The organism is Streptomyces sp. NPDC101393 (genome assembly GCF_044767385.1).
Classification (GTDB): Bacteria; Actinomycetota; Actinomycetes; order Streptomycetales; family Streptomycetaceae; genus Streptomyces.
The window spans coordinates 352,261-378,112 of the sequence record NZ_JBIWNU010000002.1 but is presented as its reverse complement, the minus strand read 5'-3'; the positions used below and the strand labels follow the sequence as shown (position 1 = coordinate 378,112).

17 protein-coding genes are annotated in these 25,852 nt (G+C 73.0%); 13 read left to right on the top strand and 4 right to left on the bottom strand.

The window, feature by feature from the left end; translation table 11 throughout:
• Positions 1-64: 64 nt before the first annotated feature.
• Entirely contained in the window at positions 65-1,294 is a 1,230-nt protein-coding gene (locus tag ACIRQ7_RS07330; RefSeq protein ID WP_404260641.1) for an MDR family MFS transporter, read from the bottom strand.
• 40 nt (positions 1,295-1,334) lie between these two features.
• Complete coding sequence (locus ACIRQ7_RS07325) at positions 1,335-2,945, bottom strand: AMP-binding protein (RefSeq protein ID WP_404260640.1); 1,611 nt, start codon at positions 2,943-2,945, stop codon at positions 1,335-1,337.
• Between the two features lie 419 nt (positions 2,946-3,364).
• Here ACIRQ7_RS07325 and ACIRQ7_RS07320 point away from each other — a divergent pair, with 419 nt between their 5' ends.
• The 12 genes from ACIRQ7_RS07320 (at position 3,365) to ACIRQ7_RS07265 (ending at position 18,437) form a co-directional block, all read left to right on the top strand.
• Complete coding sequence (locus tag ACIRQ7_RS07320) at positions 3,365-4,627, top strand: condensation domain-containing protein (protein WP_404260638.1); 1,263 nt, start codon at positions 3,365-3,367, stop codon at positions 4,625-4,627.
• Positions 4,628-4,845: 218 nt separating this feature from the next.
• Positions 4,846-7,278, top strand: coding sequence for an ATP-grasp domain-containing protein (locus ACIRQ7_RS07315; protein ID WP_404260636.1), 2,433 nt, complete (start codon positions 4,846-4,848; stop codon positions 7,276-7,278).
• A 30-nt stretch (positions 7,279-7,308) separates the two neighbouring features.
• Positions 7,309-8,988 carry a carbamoyltransferase C-terminal domain-containing protein gene (locus ACIRQ7_RS07310; protein ID WP_404260635.1) on the top strand — a complete coding sequence of 560 codons (1,680 nt, stop codon included), beginning with the start codon at positions 7,309-7,311 and terminating at the stop codon, positions 8,986-8,988.
• A complete protein-coding gene (locus ACIRQ7_RS07305; protein WP_404260633.1) occupies positions 8,988-10,370 on the top strand; it encodes a KamA family radical SAM protein in 1,383 nt (460 codons plus the stop codon). The genes ACIRQ7_RS07310 and ACIRQ7_RS07305 overlap by 1 nt, the downstream gene beginning before the upstream one ends.
• Positions 10,367-11,638, top strand: a complete 1,272-nt coding sequence (locus tag ACIRQ7_RS07300; protein ID WP_404260631.1) for a pyridoxal phosphate-dependent aminotransferase — start codon at positions 10,367-10,369, stop codon at positions 11,636-11,638. The genes ACIRQ7_RS07305 and ACIRQ7_RS07300 overlap by 4 nt, the downstream gene beginning before the upstream one ends.
• Positions 11,635-12,348, top strand: a complete 714-nt coding sequence (locus tag ACIRQ7_RS07295; RefSeq protein ID WP_404260629.1) for a maleylpyruvate isomerase family mycothiol-dependent enzyme — start codon at positions 11,635-11,637, stop codon at positions 12,346-12,348. Before ACIRQ7_RS07300 ends, ACIRQ7_RS07295 begins: the two co-directional genes overlap by 4 nt.
• 68 nt (positions 12,349-12,416) lie before the next feature.
• Positions 12,417-13,550: an acyl carrier protein gene (locus tag ACIRQ7_RS07290; RefSeq protein ID WP_404260628.1), complete on the top strand. Its 1,134-nt coding sequence runs from the start codon at positions 12,417-12,419 to the stop codon at positions 13,548-13,550.
• Between the two features lie 26 nt (positions 13,551-13,576).
• Positions 13,577-13,855, top strand: coding sequence for an acyl carrier protein (locus ACIRQ7_RS07285; RefSeq protein WP_404260626.1), 279 nt, complete (start codon positions 13,577-13,579; stop codon positions 13,853-13,855).
• Positions 13,852-15,036, top strand: coding sequence for an acyl-CoA dehydrogenase family protein (locus ACIRQ7_RS07280; protein ID WP_404260625.1), 1,185 nt, complete (start codon positions 13,852-13,854; stop codon positions 15,034-15,036). Before ACIRQ7_RS07285 ends, ACIRQ7_RS07280 begins: the two co-directional genes overlap by 4 nt.
• Complete coding sequence (locus tag ACIRQ7_RS07275) at positions 15,029-16,201, top strand: acyl-CoA dehydrogenase family protein (protein WP_404260623.1); 1,173 nt, start codon at positions 15,029-15,031, stop codon at positions 16,199-16,201. The genes ACIRQ7_RS07280 and ACIRQ7_RS07275 overlap by 8 nt, the downstream gene beginning before the upstream one ends.
• Positions 16,198-16,857, top strand: coding sequence for a 4'-phosphopantetheinyl transferase family protein (locus ACIRQ7_RS07270; protein ID WP_404260620.1), 660 nt, complete (start codon positions 16,198-16,200; stop codon positions 16,855-16,857). The genes ACIRQ7_RS07275 and ACIRQ7_RS07270 overlap by 4 nt, the downstream gene beginning before the upstream one ends.
• Positions 16,858-16,883: 26 nt before the next feature.
• Positions 16,884-18,437 (top strand): AMP-binding protein, encoded by a 1,554-nt coding sequence (locus ACIRQ7_RS07265; protein ID WP_404260618.1) that lies wholly within the window; start codon positions 16,884-16,886, stop codon positions 18,435-18,437.
• Positions 18,438-18,497: 60 nt separating this feature from the next.
• Here the strand turns inward: ACIRQ7_RS07265 and ACIRQ7_RS07260 are convergent, their stop codons facing one another.
• Positions 18,498-20,126: an amidase family protein gene (locus ACIRQ7_RS07260; protein WP_404260616.1), complete on the bottom strand. Its 1,629-nt coding sequence runs from the start codon at positions 20,124-20,126 to the stop codon at positions 18,498-18,500.
• A gap of 776 nt (positions 20,127-20,902) precedes the next feature.
• On the opposite strand from ACIRQ7_RS07260, the gene ACIRQ7_RS07255 reads away from it, so the two are divergent.
• Complete coding sequence (locus ACIRQ7_RS07255; RefSeq protein WP_404260614.1) at positions 20,903-24,277, top strand: pyruvate carboxylase; 3,375 nt, start codon at positions 20,903-20,905, stop codon at positions 24,275-24,277.
• 93 nt (positions 24,278-24,370) lie between these two features.
• Here the strand turns inward: ACIRQ7_RS07255 and ACIRQ7_RS07250 are convergent, their stop codons facing one another.
• Positions 24,371-25,786, bottom strand: a complete 1,416-nt coding sequence (locus tag ACIRQ7_RS07250; protein WP_404260613.1) for an MFS transporter — start codon at positions 25,784-25,786, stop codon at positions 24,371-24,373.
• Positions 25,787-25,852 lie beyond the last annotated feature (66 nt).

Genomic DNA, 25,852 nt, shown 5'->3' with positions numbered 1-25,852 from the left:
TGCGGTCGGTCGGCAATTCGGCCGGTGGGTCCGGGAGCCGGCGGCCCGGGGCGCAGTTCGGGGCTCATCCCACCGCGCGCCGGCGGAGCGACGGCGCCAGGGTCAGCTGGCCGAGGGAAGCGAGCAGGCACAGGGCGGCGCAGCTGAGCCACAGAAGCGTGGAGCCGATGTCGAGGAGGCGGGTACCGACGAGCGGTGCGATGAGGAAGCCCGTGCCCCAGGCCATCCCGATCAGGCCGTTGTAGCGGCCGCGCAGAGCGGCCGGGGCGAGGTCGGCGACGACCGCCGCGGTGATCGCGAAGACCAGGATTTCTCCCAGCGTCGACACCGCGACGGCGAGGGCGTACCCCGCTGCCGCCGAGGCGGTGGCCGCCAGCGCATTGCCACAGGCAGCCACGGCGAAGCCGGTGGCGAGCACCCGGCTCTTGTCGAAGGCGTTCAGCCGGTGCCCGATCAGCGGCTGCATCGCGATGACGACGACGCCGTTGACCCCCATGACGATGCCGTAGGAACTGCTGGGTATCGCGGCGGCCTTCATCGCCAGCGGCAGGGTGGCGAAGGCCTGTTGGAAGACCACCGCGTAGACCACGATGATCCCGGCGAACGCCAGCATCGCGCGGTCGCGCAGCACGGTGCGGTATCCACCCGCCGACGATTCCCGGACGGCCGGGCGGGTTTCGGGGATGGCCAGCCACACCAGCGCCCCGAAGACCGTGCAGGCCCCGGCGTCCAGCCAGAAGATCAGCTGGAATCCGTGGGAGGCGAGGAAGCCGCCCAGCACCATGGCGACCGAGAATCCGAGGTTGACGGCCCAGAGGAGGAGGCCGTAGGCGCGGGTGCGTTCGGCGGCGGGCACGGCGTCGGCGACCAGTGCTTGGGCGGCGGGGCGGAACAGGTCGATCGTGATGCCGAGCACGAAGCAGCACGCGACGAGCACGGTGAGGCCCGGGGCGTGGCCGAGCGTGAGCAGCGTCGCGCCGTTGGCCAGCATGCCGCCGGTCAGGGCGGCCCGGCGGCCGAAGCGGTCGGCGAGGAATCCGCCGAGGGGCTGGGAGAGGACCGATCCGACCCCGACGACGGCGAGCACGATGCCGGTGTCGGCGAGCGAGACGCCCCGGACCCCCGTCAGATAGAGGCTCAGGAACGGATTGACCATCGAGCCCAGCCGGTTGACCAGCGAGCCGCCCCACAGCACCCAGAACGCGCCGGGCAGCCCACCCACCCGTACCCGGACGTAGGCGCGCAGCCGCCCCTCGGCGGGTTCCGTGGCCGTCGGTGCGTGGATCTTGCTCAATGCTCTCTCCTCGGGGCGGTCGGCGCGGCAAGCCGTGGTGTCAGGCCGGCGCGGTGCCCGGCCGGCCCGCCCCCGCCGTCTCCGCCAGGGCCGCGCGGTCGACCTTGCCGTTCGTGGTCGTGGGCAGGCGGTCCAGCAGGTAGATGTCCTGGGGGACCATGTACGGGGGCAGGGCCCGCGCGCAGAACGCGCGGACCTCGGCCGGTGCTGTCCGGGCGCCTTCCTCCGCGGTGAGGACGACGAAGGCGGCAAGTTGCAGGCCGCCCGCGGGCTGCGGCAGGGCCATGGCGGTCGCGGCCGTGGCGCCCGGGAATTCCGCCAACTGGCGCTCCAATTCGCCCAGTTCGACGCGGTTGCCGTTGATCTGCACCTGGGAATCGGTCCGGCCGTGGAAGAAGAACTCGCCGTTCGCCCCCTGCACCGCCAGGTCACCGGTGCGCAGCACGAGCTGGCCGGACTGCGGGCACAGCGGGTCGGGGACCAGCGCCGACCGGGTGGCCGCCGGATCGTCCCAGTACCCGGAGAACAGCGCGGGGCTGCGCAGATGGATCTCACCGGGCACGTCCGGCTTCTCCACGACGGCGCCGGCCCCGTCGACGAGGAGCATCTCCGCGCCGGGGTGCGCGATTCCGATGGAGAGCCTCTCCACGGTATCGGGCAGAGGGTTGGGCACATCCTTGAAGGAGCAGGCCATCGACTCGGTGGCGCCGTAGCAGTTGATGATGCGGGCGTCGGGCCGGAGCCGCTGGAGGCTGCGCAGTTCGGGCAGCGGGAACTCCTCGCCGCAGAAGAGGATGCCGCGCAGCCGGTCGAGGGCGGCCAGCCGCTCGGGTTCGTGGCGCAGTGTCTGGCGCCAGATCGACGGGACGCCGTGGACCTGCGTGGCCCCGGTCTCCCGCAGCACCCGCAACAGGTGCCGGGGCCAGCGCACCAGGCCCTGCGGGACGGGCACCACACCGGCGCCGCTGCCCAGCGCCAGGCCGATGGTGAGCAGACAGAAATCGAAGTGCAGGGGGGAGGTGGCGGCGATGCGGTCCTCGGGTGCGGCGATGCGGTGCGCCAGCATGCCCCGGTAGAAGGCGATCACCGCCCGGTGACTCATCACGACGCCTTTGGGGCGCCCCGTGGTGCCGGAGGTGAAGATGATGTACGCGGGGTCGGTGGCGCAGGGCACCCGGCGCCGGGGCGTGCGCCGTTCGGGGGCGCGTTCGACGGTCAGTCCGGTGGGGCCGAACCGCGCGGTGCCGACGGAGTCGGGGAGGTCCGTGCGGGTGCCGTCCGGTGGTTGGAGGTGGAGGGCCGGCCGGGCGGTGGCGACGATGGACAGCAGGCGCTGTTGCGGAATGTCGGGGCTCACCGGGATGAAGGTGAGGCCGGCGCGGGAGCAGGCGAGCAGCAGCGCGAGGGAGTGGGCGGTGGTGCCGGACTCCAGGACGGCCCGGGCGCCGGTCTCGATGCCGAGGGCGTCCAGGTCGGCGGCGTAGCGGTCCACGAGGGTGCCGAGTTCCGCGTAGGTGGTGGTGGTGATCCGGCCGGCCCGCGCGGATTCGATGACGGCGGGGGCGCCGGGGGAGTGGCGGGCGGGGTCGAGCAGGAACGCGTGGAGGAATTCTCCGCCCCCACCGGCAGGGACGGGCGGCTGCTGACTCACGTGGCGAAGACCCCTCGTGTGTGCGGGAACGGTGGTCCGGGGCGGGGCGGGCGGAGCACGGGAGCTGCGGCTCCTGTGCGGTGCCCGTGCCCGTGGGCGTCGGGCCTGCGGTCGGCTGCGCCCCTCTTGAATTCCGCTATGCGGAAGGGTGGTTCCGGGAATTGACGTCAGACTCTCATGGTCGTTGCGGGGGTGGAGTGTGAAGTGGGTCACTTTTGAGGACTTGAGGTTTCCGTCCCGGCGTATCCGTCGACCGGTTTCCGCGCACGCGAAGGGGGGTGTCGCCGTGGGGAGTTAGGGCTCCCGGGTGGAGTGATCCGGTGAGCGTGGAACCTGGACAGGCTTCAACGGATTGTGGCAGCGTCAGCCCTGCTTGGAATTCATATTTCGCATTATGAAAGTGCATCAATGGGGGGCGCATGTCCGAGGCAGAGCCGCTGTCACTGGGACAGCTCTCGGTGTGGCAGGACATCCGAAGCCTGCCGGACGCCCGCCGGCACGAGCCGAACAACGCGGTCGCCTGGCCCCTGCCACGGGGCGTCGACGCACCGCAGGTACGGGCCGCGGTGCGGGCGATCGCCGCCCGGCACCCGTCGCTGCGCACGCGTTACGACATCCGGGACGCCGACGCGCCCGGCCAGTTGCCGCCGGACGCCGACTGCCAGGACGCCCTCCCGGCCATCGAGGACACCTCCGCCGCGCCCGCCGGCCTCGCCGCCGAGCTGGCCCGCGAACCCTTCGACCTCAGCGGCCAACACGGGTGGCGCGCACGGCTGCTGACCCGTTCGGGCATCCCCTCGCACCTGCTGTTCGTCAAGCACCACATCGCCGCCGACGCATGGGCGCAGGAGCTGCTCCACCAGGACTTCCGGCAGGCGCTCACCGACCCCGGGCAGTTGAGCCCGCTGCCGCCCGGCCCCGCCGACCTCGCCGCCGAACAGCATTCCGCCGCCGGGCTCCGCCGGCAGGCGGCGGCGCTCGACCACTGGAGCCGGCTGCTGGACCGCGCACCGACGGCCGGCCTGCCGCGCCCCGCGGACGCGGCCGGCGGCGTCGTCCAGGGCACGCTGCACTCCGGGCCCGCCCGCCCCGCCGCGCAGGCCGTCGCCGAACGGGCGCGGGTGTCCGTCGCCAGCGTCGTCCTGGCCGCGTACGTCCGCAGCGTGGCCCGGATGTGCGGCACCGACGCGCTGCTGGTGCAGCTGATGAGCGCCAACCGGTTCGGCGGCCGCTGGAAGAATCTGGTGACGTCGATGAACCAGTGGGTACCTGCGCTGATCGAGGCCGCCCGCAACGACGACCTGGTCAAGCTGGCCGACGCCGTGCACTGGAGCAGCCTCGGGGCCGTCCGCCACGGCATGCACGACGTCACCGCCGTCGCGGCGCTGCGCGCCCGCATGCCCGGGGCTCCCGAAGCGGCGTGCGCCTTCAACTACGTGGCCGTACCGGACCGTGCGCCGCTGGACGCCTTACCGCACCGGGAGCCGGCGCCTGCCCACCCGCCCGTCCTCACCTGGGAGGAGCCCTTCACCACCATCGGCCCGCGATGTTACGCCCGCGCCCTGGAGAGCGACGACGCCCTCACCGTGCGGCTCACCGCCAAGGACCTCGGCCAGGAATGGTGCGCCGCACTGCTGTGGGACCTGCACGAGAGCCTGCTGACCGCCGCCGGCAGCCACTGAGGAAGCAGGCGGGCCCATCCCGCCGTCCCGGAGACCGGGGCCCGCTCACCCTCTGCCTTCGCATCCCGCACCCGGTGCGGAGAGTCGCCGGACTTCCCGCGGCGCTCGCCCCCTCGGGCCGCCCGAGGCCGGCCGCTCCCGGCGTACCCGGCCGGGCCGCACCGCCGGCCCGCCGCCCGTCCGCTTCCCCGTGCCCGTCCCTGCCCAGGAGACCGCCCGTGCCCGAACATGTCGTGATCATCCACCGCTGGACCGACCGCTACGCCGACTACGCCGCCTACCTCGACCACGCGGCGCACCGCGTCAGCTACCTCACCACCGAACGGGCCGCCCGCCATCTGCCGGTCGAACAGGCCGCGGCGGTACGGCTGGTGGACAGCACCGAGAACGCCAAGGCGGTCCGTGCCGCACTCGACGCGCTGGTCGAACGGCTCGGGCCACCGACCCGGATCGTCGCCCTGCAGGAGACGGACCTCGATCTGGCGGCCGAACTCCGGGGCGAGTTCGACCTGCCGGGACAGCGCAGCGCGGACCTGCTGCCGCTGCGCGACAAACTGCTGATGGCGCAGGCACTCGACGCCGCGGGCATCGCGGTGCCGCCGACCGCCGCCGCGCCGGACCACGAGTCGGTCGCCGCTTTCGCCGCCCGGCACGGCCGGCCGGTGCTGGTCAAACCACGGCGCGGCACCGCGAGCGCGGGCATCGCCCGGCTGGACACCCCGGAAGCCATCGCGGCCTACGACGTCCCCCGGGATGCCGAGATGCTCGTCCAGACCTGGCTGCCGCACCAGGTCCTGCACGTCGACGGTGTGTTCACCGGTGACGGCCTCGGGGCCTGGCGCGCTTCCCGCTACCTCAACACCTGCCTGGAGTTCACCACCGGCGCCGTCCTCGGCTCGGTCGAGATCGACGACGGTGAACTCCTCACCCGGATCGGCGAGATCGCCGCCGCCACCACGGCGGCACTCTTCACCGGCCCTTCGGTTTTCCACCTGGAACTCTTCGCGAGCGACACCGGTGAGCTGACCGTCCTGGAGATCGGGGCGCGGCCGGGCGGCGCCGAAGTGCCGTTCATCTGGCGCGAGGTGCACGGCATCGATCTGATGGCCGCGGCCGTGGCCCACCAGACCGGCACCGAGGACCTCTCGGCCCGGCCCGGGGCCGTCCCGGCGCAGGTGGCGGGCTGGCTGCTGGTGCCGCCCACGGCGGCGATGCCCTGCCGGGTGCGCGCGGTCACCTCCCACCAGGGAGCCGGCCCGTACGCCGAAGTCCTTCCGGAGGTCGGCGCGTTGCTCTGCGGCGGAGGCTACGAGCATGCCGGGTCGAGGTTCCGGTTCCGCGGGGACAGCAGCGCCGAGGTCGAGGCGGCGGTCCGCCGGACGATGCGGGACGCGGCGCTGGAGTGCACGCCCGTCGATCCCGGGACTCCCGGCCGGCTCGTCGTGGTGGGGTGCGGCAACCCGCCCTACCGCGCCTACGCGCTCGCCTCCCTGGCCGACCGGGTCACCACCGCGCTCGTCCAGGGCACCGACATCGACTGGCAACGCCCTTACGTGGCCGACCGGTTCCGCGTCGCCGACACAGCGGACACCGCCGCCACCACCCGCGCAGTCGCCGGGCTGCTCGCCGGCGACAACGGCCCGGGGGCCGTCCTGACCTGGGACGAGACGCTCCTGGAGCGCACCGCCGAGATCGCCCGCCGGCTGGGCCTGCCGCACATGACCCCCGAGGCTGCCCGCCGCTGCCGCGACAAGCTCGCCACCCGCCGGCTGCTCGACGCGGCCCGGGTGCCCTCCGCCCGGTTCCGGCAGGTGCACACCCGCGAGGAGGCGCTCGTCGCAGCCGAGGAGCTGGGCCGGCCCGTCGTGGTCAAACCCCGTGCGCTGGCCGGCAGCATCGGCGTCACCCTCGCCGGCGACCCCGGTGAGGTCTCCCGCGCCTACGCACAGGCGGCCGGCTCCTCCTTCCCCGGCATCCACGGGCTGTCCGGAGTGATCGTGGAGGAATATCTGTCCGGACCCGAAATCAGCGTGGACTGCGCGGTGTTCGACGGCGCCGTACGGATCGTGAACGTGGCACACAAGCGCCTGGGATTCGCGCCGCACTTCGAGGAGGTCGGCCATCTCGTCGCCCCCTGGCGGCACGAACCCTGGGCCGACGAGATGCAGTCCGTCGTCACCGACGCCCACACCGCCCTCGGTATCCGTACCGGCCTCACCCACACCGAGCTGCGCCTGACACCCACCGGCCCGCACGTCGTCGAGGTCAACGGCCGGCTCGGCGGCGACTTCATCCCGCTGCTGGGCACCCTCGCCACCGGCGTCGACCCGGTCGCGGCGGCAGCCGACATCGCACTCGGCCGCGCCCCGCAGCTCACCCCCGACCGCGACCGCTGCGCCGAGGTCCGCTTCGTCTACCCCGGCTCCGACGGCACCGTGCGCTCCCTGGACCTGACCGCCGCCGCGGCAAAGCCCGGCATCGTCGAGGCGGTGCCGCTCGCCGCCCCCGGCACCCGGTTGCTGCTGCCGCCCCGCGGGATCGTGCCGCGGCTCGCCGCGCTGGTGGCCGTCGGTGACACCCCCGAGGACTGCGCCGCCACGCTCGATGGCGCCGAACGCGCCGTCCAGCACTCCCTCACCCCACTTCCCTGACCGACCGTCCGCCGACGAAGAGAGATACCCATGACGTGGATCCTTGGTGTCAACGCACCGCCCACCGGCTGGCACGACAGCGCCGCCTGCCTCATCGACGGGAGCGGCGAGATCGTCGCCTTCAGCGAGGAGGAGCGCATCAACCGGCACCGCCACTCGCTCTACCGCAAGCCGCTCGGCGCCGCCCGGTTCTGCCTGGAGCAGGCAGGCATCGCCGCCGCCGACATCGACGTGGTCGCCCTCGGCTGGGACAGCGAGCAGCTCTACCCGCGCCGCTTCGCCACCGATGCCGACTTCCTCGCCTACGCCGTCGGCCTGGACTTCGGCGACCGCACCCCCGAGGTCGTCCGCGTCCCCCACCACCAGGCACACGCCGCCTCCTCCTTCTACGCCTCACCCTTCAGCAAGGCCGGCGTACTGGTCGTCGACGGCCACGGCGAGAACGAGTCCACCACCGTCTGGACGTACGAGGACGGCGCCGAGCCCCGCCTGGAACACACCTGGCAGCGCACCGCCTCGCTCGGTTACGCCTACGACGCCGCCTCCACCTGGCTCGGCTTCTCCTTCCTCAACGCCGGTAAGACGATGGGCCTGGCCGCCTACGGACGCGCCGCGCAACTCGACGTGGAACCCCTCGTGGAGCTCGCCGCCGACGACTTCCGCCTCGCCGTCGATCCGCTCACCGAGAGCCGGGGGAGCGCCACCGCCGACGAGATCAAGGAGCACTACGACACCGTCGTCGGCCGGTGGCGGGAGCGCTACACGAAGATCGCCGGTGCGGACGGCCCGACGGCACCCGAGGAACGGCTCACCGAGGACCCCCGCGCGATCCTGGTCGCCTACACCGCGCAGCGCCTCATCGAGCAGACCGTGACCCATCTCGCGGCGCTCACCCGCAAGACGTCCGGCGTCGACCAGCTGTGCCTCAGCGGCGGCGTCGCGCTCAACTGCAGCACCAACGGCACGCTGCCCGGCCCGCTGTACGTACCGCCGGTGCCGCACGACGCCGGCGTCGCCCTCGGCGCCGCATGGACCGTGCGCCCGCCCCTGAAGCGCACCGGACCGCTGAGCCCTTACCTGGGCACCGACATCCACCACGGTGCCGGCGCCCTTGGGCCGGTGGCCGGGGACACCTCGGACCTGGTCCGGACCGACCTGGACATCGACGCGCTGACCGCGCTGTTGCTGGACGGCCGGGTCGGCGCGGTGGCCCAGGGCCGCTCCGAGGTGGGGCCGCGCGCCCTGTGCCGCCGGTCGATCATTGCCGTACCGGACACGGCGGACGTCAACACCCGGGTGAACGTCATCAAGAACCGCGAGCAGTGGCGCCCCTTCGCGGGGGTCACCAGGCCCGCCTATGGCGCCCAACTCTGGGAGCAACAGGAGCACTTGAGCCGCTACATGCTCGGCGCGGCCAAGGCCACCGAACTCGGCCGCCGCGTCGCCCCCGGCGTCGTCCACATCGACGGCACCACCCGCCCGCAGGTACTGCACGGCGACGAGGCCCCCGCCGTGGGCGCGGCCCTGGACAGTCTGGAGCGGTACGGCGCGCCACCGGTGCTGCTCAACACCTCGTTCAACGACAAGGGCGAGCCCATCGTCAACACCGCGGCCGACGCCCTCACCGCTTTCCGCTCCATGGACCTGGACTTCCTGGTGCTCGGCGACGACCTGTACCGCAAACCGAACCGGACGGGAGGTGCCCGCTGATGCCGGCCGGCCTGCCGGAAGCGGAGCGGTTCCGGGCATACGGCCCGCGCCACCTCGACGACATCGCGCGGCGCTACGGACTGCCCGAGGACATCCGGGAGACGGTGCGCAGGGTGTCGCTGGTGCTGCCCTTCCGCGTCAACGAGTACGTCCTGTCCCAGCTCATCGACTGGGACCGGGTCCCCGAGGACCCGCTCTTCCAGCTGACGTTCCCGCAGCGCGGGATGCTGTCCCGGGCCGACGAGGACCAGCTGGGGAAGCTGTCCGCCGACCCGGCCGACAAACTGCTGCTGCGCGAGGCCGTGCAGGAGATCCGCGGCCGCCTCAACCCCCACCCCTCCGGACAGCAGCAGCTCAACGTGCCCAGCCGGGACGGCGTCCAACTCCCGGGCCTGCAGCACAAATACCGCGAGACGGTGCTCTACTTCCCCGGCCAGGGGCAGACCTGCCACGCCTACTGCACCTACTGCTTCCGCTGGGCGCAGTTCATCGGGGACGCGGATCTGCGCTTCGCGGTCCCCGACCCCGCCGGGCTCATCGACTACCTGGCCGGGCACCCCGAGGTGCATGACGTGCTGGTCACCGGCGGCGACCCGATGGTGATGTCCACCGAGCGGCTGCGCGGCCACCTGGAACCGCTGCTGGGTGTCGAGTCGGTCCGCACGATACGGATCGGCACCAAGTCGGTGGCCTACTGGCCGCAGCGCTTCGTCACCGACCCGGACGCCGACGACGTCCTCCGGCTGTTCGAGCGGGTCGTCGCCTCCGGGCGGCAGCTCGCCGTGATGGCGCACTTCAGCCATCCGCGGGAGCTGGCGACCGACCTCGCGCGGCGGGCGCTGGCCCGCATCCGCGCCACCGGGGCGGTGGTCTACTGCCAGGCGCCGCTGATCGCGCACGTCAACGACGACGACCGGGCGTGGAGCGCACTGTGGCGGGCGGAACTCGCGGCCGGGGCGGTGCCCTACTACCTGTTCGTCGAGCGGGACACCGGGCCGTACGAGTACTTCAAGGTGCCGCTGGCCCGCGCCGTGGAGATCTTCACCGCGGCGTACCGCACGCTGCCGGGCCTGGCCCGCACCGTACGCGGCCCGGTCATGTCGGCGACGCCCGGCAAGGTCGTGGTGGACGGGGTCGAGGAGACGCCCGAAGGGGCGTACTTCCGGCTCCGGATGCTCCAGGCACGCACACCCGAACTGGTCGGCAGGCCGTTCCGAGCCCGCTATTCGGCCACCGCCGCCTGGCTCGACGACCTGGAACTGGACCCCGCCACCCCCGCCGACCTCGCCGCCGCCGTCCGCGGCACCGACCCGGCCGGCACCACCCCACCCACCGACGGCGCACCCCGCGGGGCGCACCGTGCACAGAGGAACACGACATGACCGCCGTCACCGTGGCCCCGCCCTCCCCGAACCTGGCGCTCAACCAACTGGTGGACCAGCGCCGGGCCGCGGGGGAGTCCCTGGTACATCTCGCTTTCGGCGAGGCCCGGCTGCCCGTACTGCCGCAGCTGACCGAGCAGTTGGCGCTCGGCGCGGCGCGCTCCGCCTACGGTCCGGTGGCCGGCGCCGACGACGTCCGCGGTGCCGTGGCCGGCTACTTCACCCGCCGCCGGCTGCCCACGGAAGCCGACCGGGTGGTTCTCGCGCCCGGCAGCAAGCCGCTGCTGATGGCGCTGCAGCTCGTCATCCCCGGTGACGTGCTGCTGCCCAGCCCCGCCTGGAACACGTACGCGCCGCAGGCGGCCTACGCGGGCAAGAAGGTCTTCGGCGTGCCGATCCCCGCCGACTGCGGAGGCGTCCCCGCACCGGGCGCGCTCCAGGAGACGATCCACCGGGCGCGGGCGGCGGGCGCCGACCCCCGGCTCCTGGTCCTCACCCTCCCCGACAACCCCACCGGGACCCTGGCCCCGCCCTCGGTGATCCGTGAACTGTGCGCGCTCGCCCGTGCCGAGGACCTGCTGATCGTCTCGGACGAGATCTACCGCGACAGCGTCCACGACGCCCGCGCCACCCGCTTCCTCAGCCCCGCCGAGGTCGCACCGGAGCGCACCGTCGTCACCAGCGGACTGTCCAAGACGCTCGGGCTCGGCGGCTGGCGCATCGGCGTGGCCCGTTTCCCGGAGGGCGACACCGGGGCGCTGCTGCGGGACGCCGTGGTGGCGGCGGCCAGCGAGATCTGGTCCACGCTCGCCGGCCCGATGCAACAGGTCGCGCGCTACGCCTACGAGGAGCCGCCGGAGGTCGTCGAACGGATGCGGACGAGCGCCCGGCTGCACGGCGCGGTGGCCCGCGCGGTGCACCGGATCGCCGTCGAAGCGGGCGCCGACTGCCGCCCGCCCACCGGCGGGTTCTACGTCTACCCGGACTTCGAGCCGCTGCGCACGAGGCTGGCCGCACGCGGCGTGACGGACTCCGCGTCGCTCGCCGCCCGGCTCCTGGACGACTCCGGCATCGTCGTGCTCGCCGGACACCTGTTGGGCGACGATCCGCACGCACTGCGCTTCAAGGCCGCCACCAGCCTCCTCTACGGCGACGAGCGGCAGCAGGAACAGGCACTGCGGGCCGACGACCCGACCCGCCTGCCGCACATCGCCGGCCAACTCACCAGGATCGCGCAGGGCTTCGCCCGGTTGAAGGGAGCAGCGTGAAGGAGATACCCCCCACCCCGGAATCCTTCGGGGTGATCGCCGCGGCCACCGACCGGCTGCTGACCCAGGTAGCGGAGCTCGACGACAAGGACCTCGCGGCACCGTCCCGCCTCCCCGGATGGACCCGCGGCCACGTCCTGAGCCACCTGGCGCGCCAGGCCCCCGCACTGGAGCGGCTGCTGGAGTGGGCCCGTACCGGAGTCGAGACACCGCAGTACCCGAGCCGCCGGGCCCGTGACGCCGAGATCGAGGCCGGCGCGCGCCGACCGGCCGCCGCACTCGTGGCGGATGTCCGCGCGAGCGCCGCGCATTTCCGGCGCACCATCGAGGAACTCCCGGCGCCCGCCTGGCAGGCGACGATCCGGCCCTTCACCGGTGAACTCTGCACCCCCCGCCGGATCTTGGTGATCCGGATACGCGAACTCGTGCTGCACCACGTGGACCTGGACATCGGATACGGCGTCGCCGACATCCCGGCGCAGGCGCGGCAGATCGTCCTCGACGACGTCCTCGGCTACTACGCCGAGGCCGAGGGCATGGCGGACGTCGTCCTCAGCGACCGCGAAGGAGCGCTCCTCGGCCACTTCGGCACGGGCGGCCCGGTCGTCTCCGGCACACCCGCCGAGGTGCTCGCCTGGCTCAGCGGACGCTCCACCGGCGCCGAACTCGACTGCACGGCGCAGCTGCCCGCCCTCCCGCGGTGGCTGTGACCCACCGCCCCGCACCCCTCCCGACCCGCCCCCGCACAGCCCCGACGAAGCAAGGAAGGTGTACGGACATGGCCGTCACCGGCGAACCGGACCCGTTCGACCTGGATTCGGTGGACAGCGGTCTGCTGGACTGCATCCAGGCCAATCTGGCGGTGCTCGCGGACCACCACCACGGCCCCGGAACGTATCTCCGGCTCGGCGCGCCGCTGGCCTTCCGGTCCTGGGAACGGGCCGACGGTCTGCCGACGGTCGACCCACCGCTGACGCAGCAGCTGCGGGTGGCGCCGGAACTCCTGGGGCTCAGGGTGATACGGCAGGAGCGGATGGCCGCCCACGACCTGTTCGCGGAGCTGCGCGCGGGCGGCGGGGTGCGCTACGTCGTCGCGGACTCCTTCACGCTGCCCTGGCTTCCGTACCACGGGCACGCGCATATGGAGCACAGCTTCCTGCTCGCCGCGGGGGCCGGCGGCTGGCACCTCACGGACGCCTACCTCAGCGAGACCTCCTGGGGCCCGGCCAGGCCCGGCCGCTGGACGCTGCCCGAGGAGGACCTGGCGGGCATCGGGGAGGCCGACGTCGTCGAACTGGCCGCAATGGACAGCGGGGCGCTCCCCGCGCCGACGCTGTCGATGGCGGACGCCGACGTGGCGGCCTATCTCGACGCGTACGACGCCTGCGCCGACCGCGCGCGGGCCGTCGAACAGCTCACCGTCGAGACCTGGCTGCTGGCCCGCACCCGCAAGCTGCACGCGCGCTACCGCGCACACGTCGCCGGCCGGGCCGAGGCCACCGAGGCGGAACGCGCCCACCTGCGCGCCTGGGACACGGTCGTCGAGCAGACCTATCTCGCCCACCGCCGGGTGTCCCGGGGCCGTGCCGAGCCACCGGGCATCGTGGCACGCCTGCGGGACGTCCTCGCCGCCGACCCGGAGGTCTTCGGAGCCCCTTCCACCGCGGCACCCGCCGCCCCGGACGAGGCGCTGCGGCACCGCGTGGCCGCCGTGGCCGGAGCGGTGCTCGGGGTGGACGGGGCCGAACTCCTCGGCGGCGCCCCGTTCGACACCTTCGCCTCCTTCAGCTCCTTCCGTCTGATCGAGATCATCGAGCGGGTGGAGAGCGAGCTGGGCCGGGAACTGGACGCCGACGCGCTCGTCCCCGAAAACCTCCGCCGCGTCGACGACCTGTGCCGCATCGCCCGCTGAACCGCCCCGTACCGAAGAGAGACCCCATGGACGCCCGATTCACCGCACTGCTGCGCCCCTTCCTCAAGCACCCCGGCCCCGACGAGATCGCCCTCACCCCCGACACCGACCTGCGCGCCCTCGGCGTCGACTCCATGCAGGCCATCGAGCTGCTCTTCGCCATCGAGGACACCTTCGGGATCTCGCTGCCGGACGACGAGCTCAACGACGCCACCTTCGCGACGGCCGGCAACCTGTGGCGGGTGATCGCCGCGGAGCTCCCCGACCAAGCCGCCGACGGGGACACCGGCGAGGTGACCGCATGAGCACGGCGCCCACGGCCGCACACCCGGCACCCCTGGACCTGACGGCCCGCCTGGCCGAGGTCGCCGAGGTCACCGAGCTGCACGCGCAGCGCACCGACCGGGCCGCGGAGTTCCCGGTGGACGCGCTGGGGGCGCTGCGCCGCACCGGTCTGCTCGGCCTGCTGGTCCCCGTCGAGCACGGCGGACTGGGCGGCACCGTGGCCGACCTGGTGACGGCCGCGCAGACCCTCGGGCGCAGCGACATGTCCGTCGCGATGATCTTCGCGATGCACTGCCAGCAGTCCGAGGCGCTCATCCGGCACGGCCACGAACGCCTGCGCAAGGAACTGCTGCCCCGGATCGCGGCGGGGGAGACCTACCTCGCCTCCGTCACCACGGAAGCCGGCAAGGGCGGTCACCTGCTCAGTGCGCAATCCCAACTGGTCGATGAAGACGGCCGGTTGGCGATCGACCGGCACGCGCCCATCGTCACCGGCGGCGCCCACGCCGACGGCTTCCTCGTCACCATGCGCAGCGCCGGCGCCGCCACCGAACACGAGGTGTCGCTGGTGTACGCGCACCGCGACCAGCTCGACATCCGGACCTCGGGGGACTGGCAGCCGATGGGGATGCGCGCCAGCCACAGCGTCGCCCTCCAGCTGACCGGTGGCGTCCCCGCACACCACATCGTCGGCGCCCCGGGGGAGTTCCACGAGATCGCCGCCAAGGTCTTCGGCCCACTGGCCCATCTGGGCTGGTCGGCGGCGTGGCTGGGGACCGCGGCGGGCGCGCTCTCACGGGTGCTGCGACTGCTGCGCAGCCCCGCCGGACGCGAGCGCTTCGACCTCACCTCGGAACTGCTGCTCACCCGCCTCTCCCGGGCCCGGCAGCGGCTGGACACCGTACACGCCCTGCTGCAGCGCACGCTCCGGACGGTCACCACAGGCGAGGACCTCTCCGTCCCCGCCCGTCAACTCCAGCTCAACGCGCTGAAGCTCACCGCGTCCGAGGAGTGCCTCGCCGCCGTGGAGGATCTGATCACCGCGCTCGGACTGCGCCACGGCTACCTCCAGGACTCACCCACCGGCCTGGAACGGGCCCTGCGGGACCTGCGCTCGGCCGCACTGAACTACAGCAACGACCGGCTGCACCTCGCCGACGGGCGGCTGGCGCTACGCGACCAAGGAGTGAGCTTTGCCTGAGTCGCCGCACCGGGAGCCGCCCGCCGCACCACCGAAGCCCCGCGACGCCCCCCACCCCGTCACCACCACCGCCTTCGCCCCACTCGACGCGCTGCCACGCACCGCGGACGGCGCCCAGGTCTGGGCCGCACTCGGCGGCGCGGGCCTGATCACCCGCGCCTACCGCGGCGGTGACGTCAGGGCCGGCACCGACCCCGACGGACTCGCCGACCTGCTCACCGCCGTGGACGCCCGCAGCTCCCTCGCCGCCACCCTGTCGGTGAGCGTCCAACTGGCCACCGCACTACCGGTCCTGGCGGCGGGCCGGTCGCCGGCCGCCCGGCAGGCGCTGGACCGGGCCCTCACCGGCCGGGCGACCGTCGCCCTCGCCGCCACCGACGTCACCGCGGGAACCGACCTCACCGCGCTGCGCACCGAGGTGCGCATCGAGGACGACGCGCTGGAACTGTCCGGCGAGAAGGACTGGATCGCCAACACCACCACGGCCGCCGCCTTCCTCGTCCTCGCCCGGCACCGCCCCGGACGGCACTTCACCCACTTCACCTGGGTCCTGGTGCCCGCCGACGCACCCGGCGTCACCGTCCGCCCCGCCGGCTCCGCGCTGTTCGCCGACTCGGGCGTCGGCCACGTCGCCTTCGACGGGGTGCGGCTCGACCGGGACCACGTGCTGGGCCGGGTCGGCTTCGGACTCCCCCTCTTCGCCCGCCACATCGGCACCGAGCGGCTCGCCGGCGCGCAGTGGGGCGTGGCCCTGTGCCGCCGCGTCCTGGCCGACACCCATCGCCGGTTGTCCTCCCGCCCGCACGGCGCGGGCACCCTGTGGGACCTGCCCGCCGTACGCCAGCGGTTCGCCGCCTGTCTCCTCCGCGTCCGGGAACTGCACGCCCTGGTCGCCGCCTACGCGAAGCCCGTGGCGGTCCACCACGACGCGACCGCCGCCGCCACGCTCAAGGCCGCCGCGGGCGGCACCGTCACCCACGTACTGACCGAGTGCGGGCAGCTGTGGGGCGCGGCCGGCTTCACCACCGGCGGCATCCAGGAAATACGCGCCCAGGCCGCGCTGTTCGGCATCGGAGGCGGTGCGAACGAGGTGGTGCTGGGCACTCTGGCGGACGCCGCCGAGAGCGTCCTCGACGACCTGGTCCGGCCGGGCACCCTGCCGTGACGACGCCCCTCCTGGTGGCCGACGAGGTCTGGGTCGCCACGACCACCGCGGACCGGATCACCCCCAGCGCCCACCGCCAGGACGTGCGCCGGGCCGCCGCCCTGCCCGACCGGCGCGCCAGGGAGTTCCTCACCGGCCGCGGGCTCCTCAGGGAGGCCCTCGCCGCGCTGCGCCCGGCCCTGGCCGATGCCGACATCACCACCGATCCGCGCGGCAAACCGTGGCTGCGCGGCCATCCGGACGTCGGCATCAGCGTCTCCCACAGCCACCGCGCGGTCGCTGTCGGGGTCGCGGCCGGGCGCGCGCTCGGCGTGGACGTGCAGCACCCCGCCCCCTCCGTCACCGCGACCTTCGCCCGCCGGCTGCTGCACGATCACGCCGGGCGGATCGCCGCGCTGCCCCCGGCACGGGCCGCCGAGGAAGTGGCCTGGGTCTGGACCGTTCAAGAGGCGTGCGTCAAGGCCAGCGGGGCGGGATTCACCGGGCGCCCCTGGACCATCGACGTACCACCGGGGGCCCGCACCGGCCGCTGGGGCGACTACCGCTGGATCAGCCTGCGCGACCGCTCCCCGCTGCCTCTGAGCTGCGCCTTTTCCGTGCCCCGCGGACCTGCCACCCCGCCCGGCGCGCACCCTCCGGCCTCCGAACAGACCTGACCACCCCAGAAAGGCGAACGGTACGCATGCCCGCCGAACGGCACACCCTCTACGACTGGTTCGCGGCCTCCGCCGCCACCCACGCGGACCGCACCGCACTGGAGACCGGCGACACCGAGCTGACCTACGCCGAACTCGCCCGCCTCGCCGACGCCCTGGCAGCGCACCTCCTCCGCCTCCTGGGCGGCACACCCCCCGGCCGGGTGGGCCTGCTGGCCGGCCGGACCGCCGTCGCCTACGCCGGATACCTCGCCGTCCAGCGTCTCGGCGCCGCGGTGGTCCCGCTCGGCCCCGGCTTCCCGGCGGCGCGCAACGCCTCGACCGTACGAGCCGCACAGCTCGACGCGGTGGTCGCCGACGGGAGTGCCGACCACTCCGCATGGCCCGACGTCCCCACCCTCGCCCTCACCGACCCCGACCTGCTGCGTCTCACGGCACCCGCACCCCCCACCGGCCGCACCGCCCGCCCCGAAGACCTCGCCTACATCCTCTTCACCTCGGGATCGACCGGTGTCCCCAAGGGCGTCCCCATCCAGCACCGGAACGTCTGCGCCTACCTCGCCCACGTCGTTCCGCGCTGCGCGGCCGGGCCGGGGGACCGCTTCTCACAGACCTTCGACCTGACCTTCGACCCCTCGGTGCACGACATGTTCACCGCCTGGGGCAGCGGCGCCACCCTGGTCGCAGCGACCCGCGACGAGCTCCTCGCACCGGTCCGCTTCGTCAACCGGCGCGCCCTCACCCACTGGAACTCCGTTCCCTCCGTCATCTCCCTCGCCCAACGCTTCCGCGCCCTGCGGCCGGACAGCATGCCGACGCTGCGCAGCAGCATGTTCTGCGGCGAGCCGCTGACCCTCCAACAGGCCGAGGCATGGCACCGGGCCGCGCCGCACAGCACGGTGGACAACGCCTACGGCCCGACCGAGCTCACCGTCACCTGCACCACCTACCGGCTGCCGGCCGGCCACGCCGATCGTCCGGCGCCCGCCAACGGCACCGTCCCCATCGGCACACTCCACCCAGGTCTGCAACTACGTCTGGTACAGGGCCAGTTGTGTGTGCGCGGTGCCCAGCGTTTCCCCGGCTACCTCGATCCGGCCCATAACGCCGGCCGCTTCCTCGCACCCGACGGCACCCCGTACGACCCCGCGACCGTCCTGACCGACGCCCACTGGTACCGCACCGGCGACCGCGTCACCACCCTGCCCGGCGCCCCGGAGGATGCGCCGGGTGCCGCACAGGACACCCCGCTGGTACACCTCGGGCGCGATGACCAACAGGTCCAGGTACACGGCTACCGCGTCGAAATCGGCGAGGTGGAAGCGGCGTTGCGCGCCCTGCCCGGCGTCCTCGATGCGGCCGTCGTGCCGCTGACGAACCCCGGCGGCGTCGAACTCGGCGCCGCGTACACCGGGGAGGAGGGCGACGGGGACGAGCTACGGGCCGCCCTCCGGGCCCGGCTCCCCGTCTACATGGTGCCCGCCACCCTCACCCACCTGGACGCCCTCCCGCTCAACCACAACGGCAAGGTCGACCGGACCGCCCTCGGCGCGCTCCTCGGAGGGGCGGGCACCCGGTAGCGGTCACCGGCGCTACCGGGTGCGGGCGCAGCGGTCATCGCGAGGCCCGGGGCACCTGCTTCATCCGGAGGAGTCCGAGCCGTTCGCCGAGGAGCCGCCGGACCGCACCGACGGCAGGTAGCGCGGCGCCCTCCAGGCATCCAGCCGGTGCTCCACCGCGGCCCCCAGCGACAGCAGCTTCGCATCCTGGTGGCCACCGGCCATCAGGAGCAGACCGACGGGCAGCTCGTCGACGAACCCGGCGGGCACCGACAACGACGGGTATCCCGCCACGGCCGCAGGGGTGGAGGACGGGATCACGTCGTTGTCGCCCCGCGCGCAGTCGGTCGTCCAGGCGGGCGGGTTCGCCGGCGACGCGATGGCGTCCAGCTGATGGGCGGCCAGGGTCTCGTCCACGGAGCGCCGGGAGAGATCCTTCAACTCCGCACGCATCGCGAGGTACTTGGGATCGTTCGTGGAGGGTGCGGCGAGTGCCTGCTCGAACAGCTCCTGGCCGGCGAAGCAGGTGCGCTCCGCCGGGGTGGCGCGGTTGAACTCGATGAGACCGGCAAGGTTCCGCGGCCCGTGGCGGGTGGCGAGATAGGCGTCGATGTCCCGGTGGAACTCGCTCAGCAGCGCCGGGAATTCGAGTGCGGCGAGCCGCTTCTGGTAGGGCGGCGTCACCTCGACGACGTCGGCGCCCGCGCGACGCAGTTTCTCCGCAGTACCGGTCATCACTGCGTCCACCTCCGGCCCGAGCGAGGGCAGCCGCCACAGCCCGATCCGCTTGCCCCGCAGACTGCCGGGGTGTGGCGGCCCGCCGGGGCGGCCGAGAGTGCCGCCGGGCCCGGAGGTCTTGCCGCCGCTGAGTACCGAAAGGGTGAGCGCGGCGTCGGTGACGTTGCGCGCCATGGGCCCCGCGGTGTCCTGCTCGGCGGAGATCGGCACCACGCCGGCCTGGCTGACCAGCCCCAGGGTGGGCTTGTAGCCGGTCACCCCGTTCATGCCGGCCGGGCACACGATGGAGCCGTCCGTCTCGGTGCCGATCGCCACCTGCGACAGCGACGCGGCGAGCGCGGCGGCCGAACCGGCGGACGACCCGCAGGGGTTCCGGTCCAGCACGTACGGGTTATGGGTCTGCCCGCCCACCGCCGACCACCCGGAGGTGGGCTTCGCCGCACGGAAGTTGGCCCACTCGGACAGATTGGTCTTGCCCAGGATGACCGCCCCCGCGTCCCGCAGCCGCCCCACCAGCGCGGCGTCGGTGTGCGGCGGGCTCCCGGCCAGCGCCCGTGACCCGGCCGTCGTCGGCATGCCACGGGTGTCCACGTTGTCCTTGAGCAGGACGGGGATGCCGTCGAGCGGGCCGCGCACAGCACCGTGCCGGTGCCTGGCGTCACTGGCCGCGGCCTGGCGCAGGGCCGTCGGGTCGGTGCGCAGCACCGCGTGAATCGTGGGGTCGATGGCCTTGATCCGCTCCAGGTAGGTGCGGGTCAGTGCCGACGGGGTCAGCGATCCTTCGGCCATACGGGCCTGTAACTCCGGGATGGTCACGGTGTCGAGACCGCCCGCCGAGGCCGGGGACGCACCGGCCGGCAACGGGCGGCCGGCCCCGAGCCCAGCGGCTTCCGCCGGCGGATTCGGTGCCCCTGCCAGGAGGGACCCGGTGGCCAGGGCGGCGATCAGTGTGGCAACGCTCCTCATTCCCATGAGGGGCAGCCGACTACAGCACGGCAGTCGGGCGCAAGGGCGCCGCACCGCCCGTTGCGGGTCACCCTCCGGTCACCGGACTCCTCGCCAAGGGGTGTGCCGGGTGGCCGAATCCGGCCGCATGTCACCGTGGATTCGCGTCGCCCTGGCGAATTGTGATGCCCGAAATGAATCGCCCTCTGCTGCCGGGCCTGAAATGCGTGCCGCACGGGCGGCGAAAATCCGACGTACCGTGCATGTGCTGATTTCTTGGCGCCCACTGCCCTGAGTGCGGCCCGGCAGCGTGATATTTCTTTCATTGTGGCGAACTCGTCGGCCGCATCGAAGGGGCCGGTGCCCGATCCGGGACGCTTCGGAGGTGTGAGGCGCGATCTGCCGCGCGATGCCGGGCTTCGTGGCGTCGTTTGCCTGACATCTCGGTGCTGCGGGCTCCGAAGGGCCCCTAAGGCTCCGAAAGGCGCCGAAATGCCCTGGCCCGCAGGGATGACCTGCCGCGTATCCTCGGTTTCCCAGGCCACCGGATTCCCCGCCCTGCGGATTCACCGCCCGTGCGGCTTTGCCGGGGCAACTTGTGTTCCCGCAGGTCGGAGGGGATCCGGAGGGAATTATCAGGTGTGGGGGTGTCGGCATTTCTCGCTGCCTCTGGCAGAGTTCATGCTGACCCATTGGTGTGGTGCATGACGCCTCGTCAGGCAAAGGTCGCCAGTGGACCGGCGTCTGATCCGCCCCTCGCCGACACCATGGTGTCCGTCAACGGCAGGCTGAAGGGATCGAGAATGTTCCGCAAGGTACTGGTCGCCAATCGCGGCGAGATCGCGATTCGCGCTTTCCGCGCCAGCTATGAGCTGGGTGCGAAAACCGTTGCCGTCTTCCCGCACGAGGACCGCAATTCACTGCACCGGTTGAAGGCCGACGAGGCGCACGAGATCGGCGAGCAGGGGCACCCGGTGCGGGCCTACCTCTCCGTCGAGGAGATCGTCCGCGCCGCGCAACAGGCAGGGGCGGACGCGGTCTACCCGGGCTACGGGTTCCTCTCCGAGAACCCCGACCTGGCGCGTGCCTGCGAAGAGGCGGGCATCACGTTCGTCGGGCCGGGCACGGACACGCTCGAACTCACCGGGAACAAGGCGCGCGCGGTGGCCGCCGCCCGCGCGGCCGGGGTACCGGTGCTCGGCTCCTCGGAGCCCTCCACCGACGTGGACGAACTGGTCCGGGCCGCCGAGGACATCGGTTTCCCCGTGTTCGTCAAGGCGGTCGCCGGCGGCGGAGGGCGCGGTATGCGCCGCGTCGAGGACCCCGCCACGCTGCGCGAATCCATCGAGGCAGCGGCCCGCGAGGCGGCATCCGCGTTCGGCGACTCCACCGTCTTCCTGGAGAAGGCCGTCGTCGACCCCCGCCACATCGAGGTGCAGATCCTCGCCGACGGGCAGGGCAATGTCATCCACCTCTTCGAGCGCGACTGCTCGGTGCAACGCCGGCACCAGAAGGTGATCGAACTCGCGCCCGCGCCGAACCTCGACCCGGCGCTGCGCGACCGGATCTGCGCCGACGCCGTGACGTTCGCCCAGCAGATCGGCTACCGCAACGCCGGCACCGTGGAGTTCCTGCTCGACCGCGACGGGAACCACGTCTTCATCGAGATGAACCCGCGCATCCAGGTCGAGCACACGGTGACCGAGGAGGTCACCGACGTCGACCTCGTGCAGGCCCAGCTGCGTATCGCCGCCGGGGAGACGCTGGCCGACCTCGGCCTCACCCAGGACGCGGTCGCCCTGCACGGCGCCGCGCTGCAGTGCCGTATCACCACCGAGGACCCCGCGAACGGCTTCCGCCCGGACACCGGCAGGATCAGCGCCTACCGGTCACCGGGCGGCTCGGGGATCCGGCTGGACGGCGGCACCACCCACGCCGGTACGGAGATCAGCGCGCACTTCGATTCGATGCTGGTCAAACTCACCTGCCGGGGGCGGGACTTCCCCACCGCCATCGGCCGGGCCCGGCGCGCTGTCGCCGAGTTCCGCATCCGCGGGGTGTCCACGAACATCCCGTTCCTGCAAGCCGTGCTGGACGACCCGGACTTCCGCGCCGGGCGGGTCACGACGTCGTTCATCGAAGAGCGCCCGCACCTGCTCACCGCGCGCCACTCCGCCGACCGCGGCACGAAGCTGCTCACCTACCTCGCGGACGTGACGGTGAACAAGCCGCACGGCGCACGGCCCGAGCTGATCGCCCCGGTCACCAAACTGCCGCCCCAGCCCGCCACCGAACCGCCCGCCGGCTCCCGGCAGCGGCTCGCCGAGCTCGGCCCGGAGGGCTTCGCCCGGTGGCTGCGCGAGTCACCCGCCATCGGCGTCACCGACACCACCTTCCGGGACGCCCACCAGTCGCTGCTCGCCACCCGGGTGCGTACCAAGGACATGCTCGCCGTCGCCCCGGTGGTGGCACGGACGGTGCCGCAGTTGCTGTCCCTGGAGTGCTGGGGCGGCGCCACCTACGACGTCGCGCTCCGCTTCCTCGCCGAGGACCCCTGGGAGCGCCTGGCCGCACTCCGCGAAGCCGTCCCGAACATCTGCCTGCAGATGCTGCTGCGCGGCCGCAACACCGTGGGCTACACCCCCTACCCGACCGAGATGACCGACGCCTTCGTGCAGGAGGCCGCGGCCACCGGTATCGACATCTTCCGGATCTTCGACGCGCTCAACGACGTCGGGCAGATGCGGCCCGCCATCGACGCCGTACGGGAAACCGGCACGGCCGTCGCCGAGGTCGCCCTGTGCTACACCTCCGACCTGTCCGACCCGTCCGAGCGGCTGTACACCCTCGACTACTACCTCCGCCTGGCCGAGCAGATCGTGGACGCCGGCGCCCATGTCCTGGCCATCAAGGACATGGCGGGGCTGCTCCGTGCGCCGGCCGCTGAAACCCTCGTCTCCGCTCTGCGCCGTGAGTTCGACCTGCCGGTCCATCTGCACACCCACGACACCGCGGGGGGCCAACTGGCCACCTACCTGGCGGCGATCCGGGCCGGCGCGGACGCGGTGGACGGGGCGGTGGCGTCGATGGCCGGCACCACCTCGCAGCCGTCGCTGTCCGCGATCGTGGCGGCGACCGACCACTCCGAACGACCCACCGGGCTGGACCTGAAGGCGGTCGGGGATCTGGAGCCGTACTGGGAGAGCGTCCGCAGGATCTACGCACCGTTCGAGGCGGGCCTGGCCTCGCCGACCGGCCGCGTGTACCTCCACGAGATCCCCGGCGGGCAGCTCTCCAACCTGCGGACGCAGGCCGTCGCGCTCGGCCTGGGCGATCGTTTCGAGGAGATCGAGGCGATGTACGCCGCCGCCGACCGGATTCTCGGCCACCTGGTGAAGGTGACCCCGTCGTCCAAGGTGGTCGGTGACCTCGCTCTGCACCTCGTCGGCGCCGGGGTGAAGCCGGAGGACTTCGAGGCGACGCCGAACGAATTCGACATTCCCGACTCCGTCATCGGCTTCCTGCGCGGCGAGTTGGGCAACCCGCCCGGCGGGTGGCCGGAGCCGTTCCGCGCCAAGGCGCTGGAGGGCCGCGCGGAGCCCCGGCCCGTACAGGAACTGACCGCGGAAGACCGCACCGGGCTGGAGAAGGACCGGCGCGCGACCCTCAACCGGCTGCTGTTCCCCGGGCCGTCGCGCGACTTCGACGCACACCGTGAGGCCTACGGCGACACCAGTGTGCTGGACAGCCAGGACTTCTTCTACGGGCTGGGTTCCGGAACGGAGTACGCCGTCGACCTCGAACCGGGCGTACGGCTCCTGATCGAGCTGGAGGCCGTCGGCGAGGCCGACGAACGCGGTATGCGCACCGTGGTGTCCACCCTGAACGGCCAGCTGCGGCCGATCCAGGTACGCGACAACGCCGTGGCCGCCGACGTGCCGGCGACGGAGAAGGCCGACCGCGCCAACCCCGGCCATGTGCCCGCGCCGTTCGCCGGAGTGGTGACGCTCGCGGTGGCCGAGGGCGACGAGGTGGAAGCCGGCACCACGGTGGCCACCATCGAGGCGATGAAGATGGAAGCCGCGATCACCGCCCCGAAGGCCGGGCGGGTGGCCAGGCTGGCCATCAACCAGATCCAGCAGGTGGAGGGCGGCGATCTCCTCGTGGAGATCGGGTGAACCGCCGGACGGCGCGGCCGTCCCCCGGCCGGGGCGACGCGCTTCCTTGACGCACCGCCCTCAGCCGTCGCCCCACCTCGCCCCGCCGCAGCGTCAGTCCGCGGCGGGGCGGGGGTCCTTCCGCGGGATACAGACGACGGCGAGCGCGGCGGCAGCCAGGTACGCCGCCGCGCCGATCGCCATGCTGATCCGCAGCCCGGTGGCGAAGCCGGCCGCTGCGGCCAGCAGCGACCCTCCCAGCGCCACGCCCGCGGCGCTGCCGACCTGACGAGTGGTGTTGAACAGGCCGGAGGCGGTGCCCGAGTACGTATCGGGGGCGGCCGACATCACCGTGGCGGTCGACCCGGTGAGGGCGAACGACGTGCCGAAGCCCGCCGCCATCATCGGCCCCACGAGCTGGAAGTAGTCCGGATGCGAGCCGGCCGTGGCCCAACCGGCCAGACCCGCCGCCCCCAGAAGCATGCCGGTCACCACGAGCGGGCGGTGCCCCGTACGCCTCGCCAGCCGCCCCGACAGGACCGAGGCAAACATGGTCATGGCCACCGCCGGGAAGAGGGCGATCCCGGTGCGCAGCGCGGTCAGACCGCGTTCGTGCTGGAAGTACAGGCTGGCCGTGAAGATCATGCCGTAAAAGGCGAAGTTGAACAGCAGGCCGACGGCCGCCGCCCCGCCCAGCGGGCGGGAACGCAGCAGTCGCAAGGGCAGCACGGGAGCACGGGCCACCCGCTCGCGCAGCACGAACGCGGCCCCGGCCAACAGGCACAGACCGGCCCCGATGAGGATCAGCGGGTCCGTCCAGCCCCGCCGCCCGGCCTCGTTCAGGACGGCGGTGAGCAGCGCCACCGCGGTGATGAGCGCGATCTGCGCCGGCCAGTCCACGGGGCGGTCCGGACGCCGGGCCGATGCGGGCACGTGGCGCAGCGTCAGCCACAGGCAGACACATCCGACGGGCAGGTTGATGAAGAACACCCAGCGCCAGCCCACGGTGGTGACCAGAAGGCCGCCCAGGAGAGGGCCGGCGGAGGCGGCGATACCCGCCATGGAGCCCCACAGGCCGAAGGCCCGGGAGCGCTCGGCCGGTGAGGGATACGCCTGCTGGAGGAGGGCGAGGGAGCCGGGCACGATCAGCGCCGCGCCAAGCCCTTCCACCAGCCTGGCGGCGATCAGGGTCCCGCTGTTGGGGGCCAGTCCGCAGCCGGCCGACGCGAGGGTGAACACCACCACCCCGGTGCAGAAGATCCGCCGGTTGCCCAGCCGGTCTCCCAGTGCGCCGCCGGTCAGCAGCAGCCCGGCGAGGACCAGGGTGTAGCCGTCCGTGATCCACTGGATCGCCGTGAGCGAGGCGGACAGGTCCCGCCCCACCACCGGAACGGCGACGTTGATGACGGTCACGTCCAGGATGACCATGAAGTAGCCCGCGCAGACCGCGAGAAGCGGGGCCGGCGGCCCCGAGGACGCGGCCGCGGGCCCGTCCGGTCGATCGGCCCGGGGGCCACCTGTGCGCACCATGGCGCCACGGTATTCCGGGGATGATCGCCTCCCGCGACGCGAGCGGTCCGGCGGCGCGCCGCGTCG

Bases quoted from the DNA above. Each gene is read 5' to 3' on its own strand.
- ACIRQ7_RS07320 (WP_404260638.1), top strand. From the start codon at position 3,365: ATGTCCGAGGCAGAGCCGCTGTCACTGGGACAGCTCTCGGTGTGGCAG.
- ACIRQ7_RS07310 (WP_404260635.1), top strand. From the start codon at position 7,309: ATGACGTGGATCCTTGGTGTCAACGCACCGCCCACCGGCTGGCACGAC.
- ACIRQ7_RS07305 (WP_404260633.1), top strand. From the start codon at position 8,988: ATGCCGGCCGGCCTGCCGGAAGCGGAGCGGTTCCGGGCATACGGCCCG.
- ACIRQ7_RS07300 (WP_404260631.1), top strand. From the start codon at position 10,367: ATGACCGCCGTCACCGTGGCCCCGCCCTCCCCGAACCTGGCGCTCAAC.
- ACIRQ7_RS07290 (WP_404260628.1), top strand. From the start codon at position 12,417: ATGGCCGTCACCGGCGAACCGGACCCGTTCGACCTGGATTCGGTGGAC.
- ACIRQ7_RS07285 (WP_404260626.1), top strand. From the start codon at position 13,577: ATGGACGCCCGATTCACCGCACTGCTGCGCCCCTTCCTCAAGCACCCC.
- ACIRQ7_RS07280 (WP_404260625.1), top strand. From the start codon at position 13,852: ATGAGCACGGCGCCCACGGCCGCACACCCGGCACCCCTGGACCTGACG.
- ACIRQ7_RS07265 (WP_404260618.1), top strand. From the start codon at position 16,884: ATGCCCGCCGAACGGCACACCCTCTACGACTGGTTCGCGGCCTCCGCC.
- ACIRQ7_RS07260 (WP_404260616.1), bottom strand. From the start codon at position 20,126: ATGGGAATGAGGAGCGTTGCCACACTGATCGCCGCCCTGGCCACCGGG.
- ACIRQ7_RS07255 (WP_404260614.1), top strand. From the start codon at position 20,903: ATGTTCCGCAAGGTACTGGTCGCCAATCGCGGCGAGATCGCGATTCGC.
- ACIRQ7_RS07250 (WP_404260613.1), bottom strand. From the start codon at position 25,786: ATGGTGCGCACAGGTGGCCCCCGGGCCGATCGACCGGACGGGCCCGCG.